Annotated in this window: 11 protein-coding genes; 6 read left to right on the top strand and 5 right to left on the bottom strand. The window is 69.4% G+C overall.

All coding sequences use genetic code 11. From position 1 onward, the window contains the following. Positions 1-75 precede the first annotated feature (75 nt). The 3 genes from ACR68M_RS28340 (at position 76) to ACR68M_RS28330 (ending at position 5,273) form a co-directional block, all read left to right on the top strand. Positions 76-4,176 carry an amino acid adenylation domain-containing protein gene (locus ACR68M_RS28340; protein WP_441246978.1) on the top strand — a complete coding sequence of 1,367 codons (4,101 nt, stop codon included), beginning with the start codon at positions 76-78 and terminating at the stop codon, positions 4,174-4,176. A 62-nt stretch (positions 4,177-4,238) separates the two neighbouring features. Beyond that, complete coding sequence (locus tag ACR68M_RS28335; protein ID WP_441246977.1) at positions 4,239-4,910, top strand: TRM11 family SAM-dependent methyltransferase; 672 nt, start codon at positions 4,239-4,241, stop codon at positions 4,908-4,910. Between the two features lie 30 nt (positions 4,911-4,940). Then, positions 4,941-5,273: a hypothetical protein gene (locus ACR68M_RS28330; protein ID WP_441246976.1), complete on the top strand. Its 333-nt coding sequence runs from the start codon at positions 4,941-4,943 to the stop codon at positions 5,271-5,273. Here ACR68M_RS28330 and ACR68M_RS28325 read toward each other — a convergent pair. Both ACR68M_RS28325 and ACR68M_RS28320 read right to left on the bottom strand, forming a co-directional pair. After that, entirely contained in the window at positions 5,270-6,040 is a 771-nt protein-coding gene (locus ACR68M_RS28325; RefSeq protein ID WP_441246975.1) for a DeoR/GlpR family DNA-binding transcription regulator, read from the bottom strand. The genes ACR68M_RS28330 and ACR68M_RS28325 overlap by 4 nt on opposite strands. A 20-nt stretch (positions 6,041-6,060) precedes the next feature. Then, the gene (locus ACR68M_RS28320) at positions 6,061-7,725 is read right to left on the bottom strand and encodes a ricin-type beta-trefoil lectin domain protein (protein WP_441251738.1); all 1,665 of its coding nucleotides are present in this window, start codon (positions 7,723-7,725) and stop codon (positions 6,061-6,063) included. Here ACR68M_RS28320 and ACR68M_RS28315 point away from each other — a divergent pair. The 3 genes from ACR68M_RS28315 (at position 7,637) to ACR68M_RS28305 (ending at position 9,897) form a co-directional block, all read left to right on the top strand. After that, positions 7,637-7,855, top strand: a complete 219-nt coding sequence (locus ACR68M_RS28315; RefSeq protein ID WP_441251811.1) for a hypothetical protein — start codon at positions 7,637-7,639, stop codon at positions 7,853-7,855. The genes ACR68M_RS28320 and ACR68M_RS28315 overlap by 89 nt on opposite strands. Positions 7,856-8,141: 286 nt before the next feature. Then, positions 8,142-9,077, top strand: a complete 936-nt coding sequence (locus tag ACR68M_RS28310; protein ID WP_441246974.1) for a 1-phosphofructokinase family hexose kinase — start codon at positions 8,142-8,144, stop codon at positions 9,075-9,077. After that, on the top strand, positions 9,055-9,897 hold the full coding sequence (locus tag ACR68M_RS28305) for a class II fructose-bisphosphate aldolase (protein ID WP_441246973.1): 843 nt from the start codon (positions 9,055-9,057) through the stop codon (positions 9,895-9,897). Before ACR68M_RS28310 ends, ACR68M_RS28305 begins: the two co-directional genes overlap by 23 nt. Positions 9,898-10,229: 332 nt before the next feature. On the opposite strand, the gene ACR68M_RS28300 is transcribed toward ACR68M_RS28305, so the two are convergent. The 3 genes from ACR68M_RS28300 to ACR68M_RS28290 all read right to left on the bottom strand — a co-directional run bounded on the left by ACR68M_RS28300 (position 10,230) and on the right by ACR68M_RS28290 (position 13,572). Beyond that, entirely contained in the window at positions 10,230-10,835 is a 606-nt protein-coding gene (locus ACR68M_RS28300; RefSeq protein ID WP_441246972.1) for a hypothetical protein, read from the bottom strand. Positions 10,836-10,981: 146 nt separating this feature from the next. Beyond that, positions 10,982-13,141 (bottom strand): hypothetical protein, encoded by a 2,160-nt coding sequence (locus ACR68M_RS28295; protein WP_441246971.1) that lies wholly within the window; start codon positions 13,139-13,141, stop codon positions 10,982-10,984. Next, positions 13,138-13,572 (bottom strand): hypothetical protein, encoded by a 435-nt coding sequence (locus ACR68M_RS28290; protein ID WP_441246970.1) that lies wholly within the window; start codon positions 13,570-13,572, stop codon positions 13,138-13,140. Before ACR68M_RS28290 ends, ACR68M_RS28295 begins: the two co-directional genes overlap by 4 nt. Positions 13,573-14,035 lie beyond the last annotated feature (463 nt).

The following is a 14,035-nucleotide window of genomic DNA, read 5'->3' as shown; positions in this document are numbered from 1 at the left end:
TTGCCAAACTCGCGGCCGAAACCCATAGTTTCCAGCGTTGTGACTATTCGAGTTCCATTTGGAAAGGAGGGTGGAGTGGAAAGTCTGGGGACACGCCTGACGGATCTGCTCGCGGAGCAGGTGCGCAGCCGCCCCGACGACGTCGCGGTGGAGTGCGGGAAGGAGATCCTGACCTACCGCGAACTCGCGGACGGCGCGGACGGTCTCGCCGTCTGTCTGCGCGGCCTCGGGGTGCGGCCGGACGACTGCGTCGGCGTCTTCCTGTACCCGTCGGTCTCGCTGCCGCTGAGCACCTGGGGGGTGCTGTCGGCCGGCGGCGCCTACCTCCCGCTCTCGCCGGACTACCCCGACGAGCGCCTGCGGTACATGGTCGAGGACTCCCGCACCTCGGTGATCCTGACCGAGGAGCCGCTCCGCGAGCGGCTGGCCGGGATCGTCCCGCCCGGCACCCGGATCGTCACCCCGGCGGACGCCGCCCGGTACGCCGGGGAGGCACCTGAGGCCGCCACCGGCCCGGGGGACCTCGCGTACGTGATCTACACCTCCGGCTCCACCGGCCGCCCCAAGGGCGTGATGATCGAGCACCGCAGCGTCGTCCACCAACTGCGCTGGCTGGCCGGGGAGTACGGCCTCGGGCCGGACACCACGGTGCTGCAGAAGACCCCGATGAGCTTCGACGCGGCGCAGTGGGAGCTGCTGGCCAACGCCTGCGGGAGTCGGATCGTGATGGGCGAGCCCGGGGTCTACCGCGACCCGGAGGGCCTGATCGACACCATCGTGCGGCACCGGGTGACGGCCCTCCAGTGCGTGCCGACGCTGCTCCAGGCCATCGTGGAGACCGACCGGCTGCACGAGTGCAGCTCGCTGACGCAGGTGTTCTGCGGCGGCGAGGCGCTGCCCCGGGTGCTGTCGGCGAAGTTCCTGGAGATCCTGCCGGGCTGCCAACTGGTCAACCTCTACGGCCCGACCGAGTGCACGATCAACTCCTCCACCCACACCGTCGACCCGGCCGAGCTGGCCCTGCTCCCCGACGGGCCGAAGGCCGTCGCGATCGGTACCCCCGTCGACGGCCTGGCCTTCCACGTGCTGGACGCCGATCGCGCGCCCGTGCCGCCCGGCGGGACGGGCGAGCTGTACATCAGCGGCGTCCAGGTCTCCCGGGGCTACCTGCACCGGCCCGATCTCACCACCGAGCGGTTCACCCCCAACCCGTACTCCGCCGACCCCGGCCACGCCGACCCCGACCATGCCGTGCTCTACCGCACCGGCGACCTCGCCTTCCAGGACGCCGACGGCCGCTACCACTTCGCCGGCCGGGTCGACCGGCAGGTCAAACTGCGCGGGTACCGGGTCGAGTTGGACGAGATCCGGCTGGCCATCGAGAGCCACGACTGGGTGAAGAACGCAGCCGTCCTGGTCAAGGACGACCCGGCGACGGGCTACCAGAACCTCATCGCCTGCATCGAACTGAGCCCGCGCGAGGCCGCGTTGATGGATCAGGGCGCGCACGGCTCGCACCACGTCTCGAAGGCCAGCCGCCTCCAGGTGCGGGCCCAGCTCTCGGCCGACGGCTGCCGCGACGCCGACGATCTGGCCGGGCGCCCGACCGTCGAACTGCCCGGCCAGGCCCCGACCACCGAGCAGCGCCGCCGGGTCTTCGAGCGCAAGACGTACCGCTTCTACGAGGGCGGCGAAGTCCGGCACGCCGACCTCGCCGAGCTGCTGGAGCGGCGCACCGAGGGCGCGGGATACCGCTGCCCGGACACCCTGAGCCTCGACGAGCTGGGCGAGACGCTGCGCTGGTTCGGCCAGTTCCCGAGCGAGGAGCGGCTGCTGCCCAAGTACGGCTACGCGTCCCCGGGTTCGCTGTACGCGACGCAGCTGTACGTGGAGACGGGCGGCACCGTCGGCCTGGCGGCCGGCTACTACTACTACCACCCGCTGCACCACCAGCTGGTGCTGATCTCGGAGCGGGCCGAGCCGCACGAGGGCGGCACCCGCTTCCACTTCGTGGGCCGTCGGCGGGCGATCGCCTCGGTCTACCGCAACAACCTCCAGGAGGTTCTGGAGATCGAGGCCGGCCACATGGTCGGCATGCTGGAGTCGGTGCTCCCCGGCCACGGGCTGGACGTCGTCCAGGGCCCGTACGACCCGACGGCGATAAAGCAGCTGGACTGCGCCGAGGAGGACTACTACCTGGGCGTCTTCGACCTGGTGCCGTACCGCTACCGGGGCGAGAAGCCGGACGTCCCGGTGGACGTCTACGTGCAGGTCCACGCCGGTGGGGTGGACGACCTGGCGGAGGGCCAGTACCGGTACCTGGACGGCGCGTTGGAGCGGATCTCGGACGATCTGGTGCTCAAGCGGCACGTCATAGCCATCAACCAGCAGGTCTACGAGCGCGCGGCGCTCGGCATCACCCTGGTGAGTACGACGGACGAGGAGTGGCGGTCCTACCTGGATCTCGGGCGCAAGCTCCAGCACCTCCAGATGAACGACTCCCGCTTCGGCTTCATGGCCTCCGGCTACAGCTCCAAGACCGGCCACGACCTGCCCGCCGCCAAGCGGATGGCGGAGGTGCTGGCCGCCACCGGCCACTGGACCGGCCCGTCGTACTTCTTCGTCGGGGGCAGGGTCAGCGAGGAGCAGCTCGCCCACGAGGGCATGTACGAGGACACCGTCCACATGCAGGGCCCGGCCGAGATGATCAAGGCCGACCTGGTCTCGCTGCTGCCCGACTACATGGTGCCCAACCGGGTAGTGGTGATGGACCGGCTGCCGCTGACCGCCAACGGGAAGATCGACATCAAGGCCCTGGAGGCCTCCCCCGAGACCGACGTCTCCCCCGCCGACCGGCCCTTCGTGAACCCCCGGACGACCACCGAGCGGCGCATCCGCGAGCTGTGGAAGGCCGCGATGAAGCAGCAGACCGTCTCCGTCGACGACGACTTCTTCGAGTCGGGCGGCAACTCGCTGATCGCGGTCGGCCTGGTCAACCGGCTGAACCGGGAGTTCGGCTGGTCACTGCCGCTCCAGGTGATCTTCGAGACCCCGACCATCGAGGGCCTGGCCCGCCGGATCGACGGCGAGCGGGCCGGCACCCCGTCCTCCCGGCTGGTGCCGCTGGGCGCCGCGACCGCCGGGCGGCCGGTGCACTGCTGGCCAGGTCTCGGCGGCTACCCGATGAACCTGCGGCTGCTGGCCCGGCGGCTGGACAACGGCCGCCCCTTCTACGGCGTCCAGGCGCACGGGATCAACGAGGGCGAGACGCCGTACGCCACCATCGAGGAGATGGCCGAGGCCGACGTGCGGGCGATCCGGGAGATCCAGCCCGAGGGCCCGTACACGCTCTGGGGCTACTCCTTCGGCGCCCGGGTGGCGTTCACCACCGCCGCACTGCTGGAGCAGGCCGGCCAGACGGTCGACCAACTGCTGCTGATCGCCCCCGGCATGCCGACCCTGCGGGCATCCGCCGCCGGTGCCAGCGGCCGGGCCTCGTTCGCGGACCCGGCGTACGTGACGATCCTGTTCTCGGTCTTCGCCGGCACCGTGACCGGCCCGGGGCTGGACGAGTGCCTGAGCGTCGCCGTCGACGAGGAGAGCTTCGTCGCGCACCTCGTCGAGCGCTACGACGGCCTGGACGAGGCGCTCGTCACCCGGGTCATCGCCATCGTCCGGCAGACGTACGAACTCACGTACAACTTCCATGAGTTGAGAACACGTCGGGTCTTGGCACCGGTGACGGTGGTCAAGGCCGCGCACGACGACTACTCGTTCATCGAGAACAGCACCGGCTACTCCGCCGAACCGCCGCTGCTGGTCGGCCTCGACGCCGACCACTACGGCATGCTCCGCGACCCCGACGTCGACGCCCTGGTCGGCGCGATCCGGCAGTCCCTCGGCGAAGGCCGCCGCCTCAATACCCCCGTCTCTGGAGAGCAGGTCACCGCCGTGCCGCACGTCAACATCAAGTACTTCCCCACCGTGATCAGCGACGAGCAGGGCGCCCGGCTGGTCGAGGCGCTCACCAAGGCGCTCCAGGAGAACCTCGGCTGCGAGGAGGGCGCCGTCTCCATCGCCCTGGAGCCGGTCGACCCGGCCGACTGGCAGGAGAAGGTCTACACCCCGGAGATCGTCGACCGCCGCGAGCTGCTCCGCAAACTCCCCAACTACTGACGCCGAAACCGCCGTTGCGCTGCACCACCCGTCCGTCTTCGATCGAAGGAACAGTGATCCACATGGCAGTTTCCAGCTGGCTGGTACTCGGCGGCGAGGACCCGGAGTACGCCCGCACCGACGCCGCCGGACAGTCCGGCCTGGTCAGTCAGTTACGGCCGCTGATCGCCGAGTTGAGCAAGCCCGGCGACCTGGTGTTCGACCCGTTCGCCGGCTGGGGCACCACGCTGGTGGCGGCCGCCGCCGAGGGCCGCCGCGGCATCGGCATCGAGGTCAACCCGGAGCGCGCCGAGCAGGCCCGGCAGTGGCTGAAGGCCTACCCCGGCCAGGAGATGCACACCGGCGACGCCCGCAAGCCCCCACTGGAGCCCGGCTCGGTGGACCTGGTGCTCTGCGACCTCCCGTACTTCGGCACCAACCTGGACACCGACGCCGTCGCCGACGGCCAGTTCTACGCCCTGCGCGAGTACGACGACTACCTGGGCGCCCTGGACGAGGCCTTCGCCGCCATCGCGGCCGTCATGCGGCCCGGCGCCCACGCCGTGATCGCTGTCCAGAACCGCCGCATCGCCGACCGCTTCGTCCCGCTCGCCTGGGACGCCGCCCGCGTCCTCGGCCGCCACCTCACCCTCGGCGACGAGCGCGTCCACCTCTACGAGCGCCCGCCGACCGGCGGCGACGACCCGATGCGGACCAACCGCTCGCACGAGTACCTGCTGATGGCCACCCGCTGAGCCGTCACTGCCGGACGACGGCCCCCGCATGTGACCACATCACATGCGGGGGCCGAAATTCGTTGCCGTTCGGGCACTCCCCCGGGACTCCCCGTACGGCCTCCCTGGAGCCCGAGCCACGCGCTGTCGGTCCGGCAGGACGGCAGCCTCGGCATCGACCGGGAAGCCACCGGGAAGCCCGGGGCCGTACTCGCCGGGCTCACCCCGGCCGAGCACTCCGTCGCGATGGCCTGGGCGCACCCCTCGACCGGCACCTGGGCGGAGGCCGCCAGCCTCGCCGGACAGCGCTCCCCGGAGGCGAACGGCGTACTGGTCCGAGTGCTCGGCGCTCCGGCCTGCACCGCCGTACTCGGGCGCGGCTAGGCCGGGATCACCCGGACGCCGGCGTCGGCGAAGGCTGCGGCCAGACCCGGGTCGACGGCGCTGTCCGTGACGAGGGTGCCGACCAGCTCCAGGCCGCAGATCCGAGCGAAGGCCCTACGGCCGAGCTTGGAGGAGTCGGCCGCGACCACGACCCGGCGGGCCCGCTCGGCGAGCAGCCGGTTGACGCCCGCCTCGCCCTCGTGGTGGCCGGTCGCGCCGTGCACGACGTCGAGCGCGTCGACGCCGAGCACGGTGACGTCCAGCGAGAGGCCGGCGAGTGACCGGTCGGCGAGCGGGCCGATCAGCTCGTACGACTGCGGGCGGGCCACCCCGGCGGGCACCACCACCCTCACCTGCGGCCGGACGGTCAGCTCGTTGGCGATGTTCAGCGCGTTGGTGACGATGGTGAGCACCCGCCCCGGCGTGGGGCGGGCGCTCAGCGCACGGGCGACCTCGGTGGTGGTGGTCCCGCCGTTCAGGCCGACCACCTCACCGGGGGCGACCAGTGCGGCGACGGCTGCGCCGATCCGCTGCTTGGCCCCGGTGTGACGGGCGGCCTTGTAGCGGAGCGGCAGGTCGTAGGAGACCCGGTGAGCGACGGCACCGCCGCGTGTCCTGGTGACCACCTGCTGGGCGGCGAGCTGGTCGAGGTCGCGGCGGATGGTGGCCACCGAGACCTCGAGCAGCTCGGCGGCCTGCTCGACCGCCAGGCGGCCGTGCGCTGCCAGCAGCTCCAACAGTGCGTTCCACCGCTCGTACTTGGACACGCGGGGTGCTCACCTTCTTGTCAGGACGTGGGCGGGGTGTCGAAGGGTGCGGTCCAGGTCTGGTTGGGCTGGTGGGTGCCGCAGGCGTAGGTGTCGACGACGGCGTTGGGGTCGGCGAAGTTGCTGCCGGTGATGTCGATGCAGGCGCCGCTGTCCTGGCGGAGCTGGCCCTGCCGGTTGTAGGTCCACCTCTGCTTGCCGTCGGCGGTGTTGCAGGTCGCCAGGGCCAGGCCGGTGGAGCTGCCGGAGATGCACAGCGCCGGGTTCTGCCGGGAGGAGATCAGGCCGTTGCTCTGGCGCTGCCACTGCTGGTTGCTGTTGCCGGTGCAGCCGTAGAGCGCGACCTTCGCACCCGGCGTGGCGCCGTAGTAGGCGTCCAGGCACAGCGCGGTCGCCTGGAAGCCGGACTGCGCAGCCTGGATCTGCCCGGTCGGGGTCGCCGTGCCGCAGCTGCCCGGGTCGACGGTGTACATCGCGGTGTCGTGGGCGGCGATGGTCGTGCTGAACGACGCCTGCACCTGCTGGTCGGTGTGCGCCCACAGGTCACGCACGGTCCGGCTGCAGGAGGTGTTGCCGAACCCGAGGTCCGCCAGGTTGACGGTGTAGGGCGTCGCGGTGGCGTTCTTGTTCAGCACCGCCACCGCACGCCTGCCGCCGGCCAGCGGCTTCACGACGACATCGATCCCCGCCGTCGCGGAGGCGTCGTTCCGGGAGGCGAGGTAGCCGCCCGCCCCCAGCGCGTCCTGGTCGACCGCGATGATGTCACTGTTCTTCAGAATGCCCAGCTGAGCCGCGTAGGCGGCCGGGTCGGCGGCCATCTTGCGCACGTCCGAGCTGATCATCAACGGCGAGCCCATCGCCGACCACAGCGCGAACTGGCTGCGCTGCTCCGCCAGGGTGAGCTGGTTGTTGTCGCCGATCAGCAGCATGTCCGCGTCGTTGCTGTTGCCGGGGCCGTTGTAGCGGGCCAGCGCCACCGCGTCGGTGAAGTTCTGGTACACCCCACCCTCGTAGTAGTCCCCGCCGTGCGGCCAGTCCCACGCCGACGCCCCGTCACCGTGCCACACCGCGATGTCCGGACTCACCCGCCACATCTGCCCCAGCGACCGCACCCAGTCCAACGAGTTGTACTTCTCCGCCACCGTCGGGCCGTACCCGGCCGGCGCCGACTCGTTGAAGAGAATCTTGCGGCCGCTGCCCGCCGTCGCCGTGCCCAACGCGTTCGCCGTCGCCGTGAACTCCGACTGCCGGTTGGTGATGCTCGTCCCGCAGTTGTCCAGCTTCAGGGAGTCGATACCCCAGTACGCCAACGAGTTCGCGTCCACCTGCTCATGACCCTGCACCCCGCCCGGCACACCCTGACAGGTGTTCACCCCCGACGTGCTGTACAGCCCCGCCTGCATCCCCAACCCGTGCAGATACGACGCGTAACCCGTCAGCTCCCAGTCGAACCCCGGCTGCGAACTCCCACCCCAACTCGCCGCACCATGCAGATACCCCGCCGACGTCCGCTGCATCCAACAGTCGTCCACCGTCAGATTGGTGTACCCCGCAGCCACCAGACCCGTGTCCGACATCGCCTTCGCCTGATCCTGCATGAACTGCTGGAACGAATACCCCGCACGCGACCCGTCCAGCCGCGCCTGCGCCGAACACGTGAACCGCGCCCAGTTGTTGAAACCCATCAACGGCTTCACACCAACCGGCGCACTGGTGTTCGCAGCAACCGGATCGGCCTGGGCCGGGGTCTGGCCGGATGACACGAGCAGGGCCGCGGACACGGCGGTCGCGGCACTGACGCCGAGCAACTTCTGACGCCACCTCATGGGGGACTCCTGGGGGGTCGAGGCGAATACTAGTGAGGGTGATCGATCCTGCTCAGAGCTGGGTAGCTTCGAGCAGCTTTGCGCAAGGTTCCATCCCGCCGGACCGCTGTCAAGGCCCCGCGCAGCCCCGACCGGCATCGGTTGGGTCACAGTCGGACGCCCAGACCTTGCGCATTAGTGCTCGAAGAGGCTATTAATCAAGCAGAAATAGTCACTCATTGCCCAATCTCGGCACCTGGAGCCCTCATGGCGCCCTGCGCGAAGGACCCGGCACGGTGATCCTCACCGTCACGCTCAACGCGGCCGTCGACGTCACCTACGAGGTGGACCGGCTGGTGCCGAACTCCTCGCACCCGGTCGGTGCCTTGCACGCCCGCGCCGGCGGGAAGGGCATCAACGTCGCCCGGGTGCTGCACACCCTCGGCACCCCCGTCACCGTCACCGGGCTCGTGGGCGGCCCCACCGGGCGGCAGCTCCGCGTCGACCTCGCAGAGAGCGGCCTGCGCGACGAACTCGTCTCCGTCGACGGCGACACCCGGCGCACGGTCACCGTGGTCTCCCGCGAGGCGGGCGACGCCACGGTGTTCAACGAGCGCGGCCCACTGATCCGCCCCGACGAGTGGGCCGACTTCACCGTCCGCTACCGCAGGCTGCTCCGGACGGCGGAGGTCGTCGTCCTCTCCGGCAGCCTCCCGCCGGGCCTGCCCCCCGACGCGTACGGCCAGCTCGTCCGGGCTGCGGCCGAGGCCGGCTGCCGTACGATCCTCGACGCCTCCGGGCCCGCGCTCCTGCACGCCCTCGACGCGGGCCCCGACATCGTCAAACCCAACGCCGCCGAGCTGCACGCCGTGACCGGCGAGCCCCGGCCGCTGCTCGCCGCCCGGAAGCTGCTCGCCCGGGGCACCCACGCGGTGGCCGCCTCACTCGGGCCCGACGGACTCTGCGCCGTCACCCCCGAGGGCACCTGGCGCGCCCGGCCACCCGAGCAGCTGACCGGCAACCCGACGGGCGCGGGCGACGCCTGCGTGGCCGCCCTCGCCCGTGGCCTCACCACCGCCGACGACTGGCCCACGCTGCTGCGCGAGGCCGTCGCCCTCTCCGCCGCCGCAGTGCTCGCCCCGCTCGCCGGCGCCTTCGACCCGCAGGCCCACCGGCGGTTCCGCACCGCCGTACTCGTGGAGGAAGTCCATGCCCCTCGTCACCAGCCGTGAGATCGTCGACCGCGCCGCACAGGAGGGCACCGGCGTCGGCGCGTTCAACGCCATCCAGCTCGAACACGTCCAGGCCGTGATCGCCGGGGCCGAGGCTGCCGACCGGCCGGTGATCCTGCAGATCAGCGAGAACGCCGTGCGCTACCACGGCGCCCTGGAGCCGATAGCCCTGGCCGCCCTCGCCGCCGCCCGCTGCGCGGCCGTCCCGGTCGCCGTCCACCTTGACCACGCCGAGTCGGCCACCCTGGTGCACGAGGCGGTGGCGCTCGGCCTCACCTCGGTCATGTTCGACGCCGCCCGCCTCCCGTACGCGGAGAACGTCACCGCCACCGCCGAGGCCGCCGCCCACTGCCACCGCCGGGGCGTCTCGGTCGAGGCCGAGCTGGGCGAGGTCGGCGGCAAGGACGGCGCCCACGCCCCCGGCGTACGCACCGACCCGGCCGAGGCCCGCGACTTCGCCGAAGCCACCGGCGTCGACGCCCTGGCCGTCGCCGTCGGCAGCTCGCACGCCATGCTCACTCGCGACGCCGCACTCGACTTCGAGCTCATCGCCCGACTCCGCGCAGCCGTCCCCGTACCGCTCGTCCTGCACGGCTCCTCCGGCGTCGGCGACGACGGCCTCGTCCAGGCGGTCCGCGCCGGCATCACCAAGGTCAATATCGGCACCCACCTCAACAAGGTCTTCACCCACGAGATCCGCACCGCCCTCACCACCCACCCCGACCTCGTCGACCCCCGCAAATACCTCACCCCGGCCCGCCAAGCCGTCACCACCGAGGTCACCCGCCTCCTCGACCTCCTGGCCACCGCCGCCGCCTGACGGGAGCACACGCTTGGAAAGCGTGTTGGGGGCAACCCCTCACGAGTTCGAATCTCGTATCCTCCGCCATGGCTGACCAGCCATAACGAAGGCCCCGACCGCTCAGCGGTTGGGGCCTTCGTCGTGCCGTGGTCTCAGTTTTGGTCTCAGTTCGGTTTTGGGGCCTCACCGGCCCCTCTTACCGGAGTCTTCGGACTCATCGCCCAGACGTGCCCCAGCGCCATCGGCCTGCAAGACAGTGCCCAGAGCCGACTGGATCCCTACACCGGTAACGCTGAGTACTGCCGAGTGGTCCCTGCCACGCTGGCTGAGCAGCAGTGTGGCACTGTGCATCATGGCCGAGCTGGGCGTTGCGCGTCACTGTGGAGAATGTGCACCAGTTGTTCCAGAAGCCCCGCAGCCCGAGCGCCGGTGTCCGGATCTTCCAAGGCGCTCAAGAGTTCGTCGACCCTGGCTGACACCAAGTCCCTCTCCTTCGGCATGAGATCTATCTCTTCACGCCGCAGTGCGGCGCGTACGCCAGCAAACGCCTTGATCACCGCAGTGGCCTTCACCTCCGGATCGCCTGTCGCGAACTGAAGGTCTGCGTACTTGTCGATCCACCAGGTCAGACCGAGAGCATCGTCAGCAAGGCGTTCACGCAGCGCGGCAAGCCGAGCGGTCTCGCGTTGCTCATCCAGCCGGATTCGGCGTTCGGTGAGTGCCTGTTGGCGGGCGTACTCCGCGGTCTCCGCGTCGAGGCTGAGCACGACCCCACCAGTGATCGTGATGCGTGGATCCACCCCGATCGGGTCCGCCAGCGCACCATTGACAGCGTCCTCCGCCTCCTCGGTCTGTAGAGGTAGAAACCTCTGGCTGACTCGCTCAGCCTCGGCACGAAGCAGTGATCGAGTGAGCGCGTGCGGGTGCAGAGGAGGAGCCCCGACGTCAGCGGGCACCGCGAATTCGTATGACACCACGGCTGTGAACCGAAGGCCACCACGCGCACTGTTCAGTACGGTCGTAAACGAGTTCGGGAAGCGGTCAACCGCAGAGGTCGCCTCGGGCCTGGGCCCTGGGCGACCTCCCCAGAGTCGGAAGCGACTCACTCGGCCGACGCACTGATGCGGGCGCGAGCGGCCATGGCGTCACGGATAGCTTGGGCATACTGGTGCCGCAGACCGCGGCGCAATTCGCTGTCACCGCCGAGGAGGTGGTTGAGGTCGTCGCCGAGGCTGTCAGCCTCTTCCTCGAAGACAACCGAAATCACCTCCTGCAGAAGGCCACCCGGGATCTTGCTCGCCTCTGCAGCGCGACACCAACTATCCAGGGCTAGCGCCGCGACCGACCGCGTTCCGCTGTTGCGCCATGCGGCGCGCCATCCGTCCATCAGGAGCTTCCGGACTGCTTCGCCCTCCGCTCCCTCATGGCTGAGCAGATCGAGCACCAAGGCGGCAACGGAGCCGACCCCGTCATCATCCGCCGTCCCTGCGGTACCAAGGTCCAGGAGACCAATGAAGGTCGTCGCGCTCGTACTCGGCGGCCTGGCGTCGCCGTCCTGCTCCGGCATCCAGTCGACAAGCGCCTTGAGCACCTGGGCGGCAAGCGTCGGCTCACCAAGCATGCCAGCCAAGGTGTCGAGGGCCGCTCGTGCCGTGGCCTCGTCAGCAGGTTGATCAAGGACGTAGCGCAGGCGGGTCAGCGCGATGTGCGGGAAGTCGCGGCCAAGCTGCCGGCCGCAGACTGCGACCACTGCGCGTTGCCGCTCACCCTTGCTCGTCCCCTTCGCCCAGTTGCGGAGCTTGTCGCGAACAGCTGCACCGATCACCGGGTGGACGGCCAGGTCGTCGAGGACATTGACCGCCAGACTCTTGCGTCCCTCCTGGGCGAGCCATTGCTCGACTAGGTCGAGGATCGTTCCCGGCCCTTCGGATTCGGCGAGCGTGGTCAAGGCGGACGCCAGGCGCTCGCGGTACGGCTCTGCGATCTCCTTGGCAGCACTGATCTGACCCAACCAGTCCTTCAGCACGGGGACAAGCTGCGGCCTTGTGTGCCACACGTGACGAAGCACTGCCCGGTCGATCCCCGGACGGTCCTGGCTGATCGAGGCTGTGCCGTTCGCCCGGAAGGCAATGTCCGCGTCGGCGCACCGGCTTTTGGCATCGGGGCCGGCCAGTGGACCGCCAGGTAAGGTCGGCCAGTTCACCTGTGACATGGCGAGGAGCCGGTCGGCGGCATCCAGCACCACCCGTGCAGGGCAGCAGTCCAGAAATGCGCCGGCGATCCGGAGCGCTCGTGGTCGGGGTGCGCCGTCCTCATCACCGCTGAACCACTGCTCGAGCACGCCTTCCCAGTTCTTGTACTCGGCTCGGGCGTTGGCGTCGTCGTGGGCAGTGGCCCGCGCGATGATGCCGGCGAGGCGTTCCGCCTCTCCCGGAGCGGTGTCCGGAGTGAGCAGATTGACGAACACGCTGTCGCTCATGCTCAGCCACTTGACCCGGTCTGCGGTGTCAGACTTTGCGAGCAGCCTGCGCTCCACGACACCGGCGGCGCTTGGCCGAATCGCAGGCACGGCAGGAACTGCTGTCCCGCTGGCGGCGTCAGCGACGGATCCCCAGGCGTCACGACTCGCGAGCACTACCAGCCAAGTGCCATCAGTCCGGGCACGGACTGCGTACTGCGCCAGCTGCTCGCGAAAGCGGTCGGACAGGAAGCCACCCTCAGTCGCGAGGTTGAGCAGGTAGCCGGTGTTGGGTTCCTCCGGGATGAGCGCAGCGTCGGGCTTCTCCCAGTCGGGAAGCAACTCGAAGAGGCGGGCATCTAGCGGCAGGCAGTCGTCCAGCAGTCGCAGTGCCTCGGTACGCCCGCCCGTTCCCCGCTCTGTCACAAGCACCAACACGTGCTGAGCGTCTCCCTGACCGTGCTCGGGCTTGAGCAGGCGCGACGCATCCGTGAACCCGCCCGGTGGCTCGAACAGATCACGTCGCAGGATGTGTTCGCGGGAGAGGGGGCGCGGGCGGAGGTACGCGAGAGCCTGGACATACTTCGTGATGTAGAGGTCCCGGCGGGCGATGTTGACGTCACCACCGATCTGATTAGCCGTCATCGCGACGCCGTTGGGATCGCCAGACTCCTGAGGCGAAGCCGCAGCGGCGGGCTCGGGCGCCTGGGCGCCTGTCGGCGGAATTGTTCCAACCTGAGTCAGGAACTGGCGGGGAGGAGCCGTCGGCTCGGCATCCGGCCCAAGCGACTCGTAGGGGTTCACGCCTTCCTCCCCCTGATCTGGTCACGTCCGACGACAGTGAAGTCCCCACCGCCAGTCTTGATGTTCTTGAACGTCTGACCACTGTTGATCACCACGCCAGCCTCTGCGGACCGCGGATCGTTCCGCAGTTCCTCGATCAGCTGCCACAGTTCAGCCTCTGCATCAGGGCTGCGCTCGGCCAAGGGCAGCAACACCTTCGCCAAACGTCCGGCGTAGAACCGTTCAGCGCCCTCCCGCTCGTCCTCAGGAAGCTCGGCAAGCTCTTGCTGAAACTCGTCGAGCCGAACCAGGATGGCCTGCTCCTCCTCGGGCGTTCCGTGCCGCTGGAACCACTGCGCACACCGTTGTCTGACGAGCCCCCACACGTCAGTACCCATCGCACCTGCAAAAGCACCAGCAGCTGTCGCGGCCAGTTCCACCGATGTCGACAACAGACCCCCCCTGAACCGAATTTCCGTTCATGCCCACCTCGCCGCCATGCCTAGACGGGCAGGCGAAGCGGGAAACAGTGAACGGGTTCCTGGACATCCCTGCCCCAGAAGTTAACGATCCCCAGTGGCAACATGCCCGCCAATCGACAGATATGGCACGCCAGTTCTACTCCAATCAAGCCATTGTCGCTCCCGGCGATCGCTGACACGGGAGCCCCGCATGGCGATGCGGCCAAGATGCGAATTCGTCCTGGCCAGGCCGACGGTCCTTCCACCGCAGCACCCATTGCGATCAATTGTTCAAAAACTGGCAGAGCATCAGGAGTCCGCGATAGTAAATCTAGGCACCCTGCTCACAGTAGCCCCGCCTGCCGCATGACACACCAAGCCTGTCATGTGACCAGCGCATTTGCCAGATCCAAGATCGCGAACAGGCCGATTCCAGAAAATGGCAGGCATCATG

Source organism: Kitasatospora sp. McL0602 (assembly GCF_052076145.1).
Lineage (GTDB): Bacteria > Actinomycetota > Actinomycetes > Streptomycetales > Streptomycetaceae > Kitasatospora.
The sequence above is the reverse complement of the archived record's forward strand: the minus strand, read 5'-3'. Positions and strand labels throughout refer to the sequence as shown.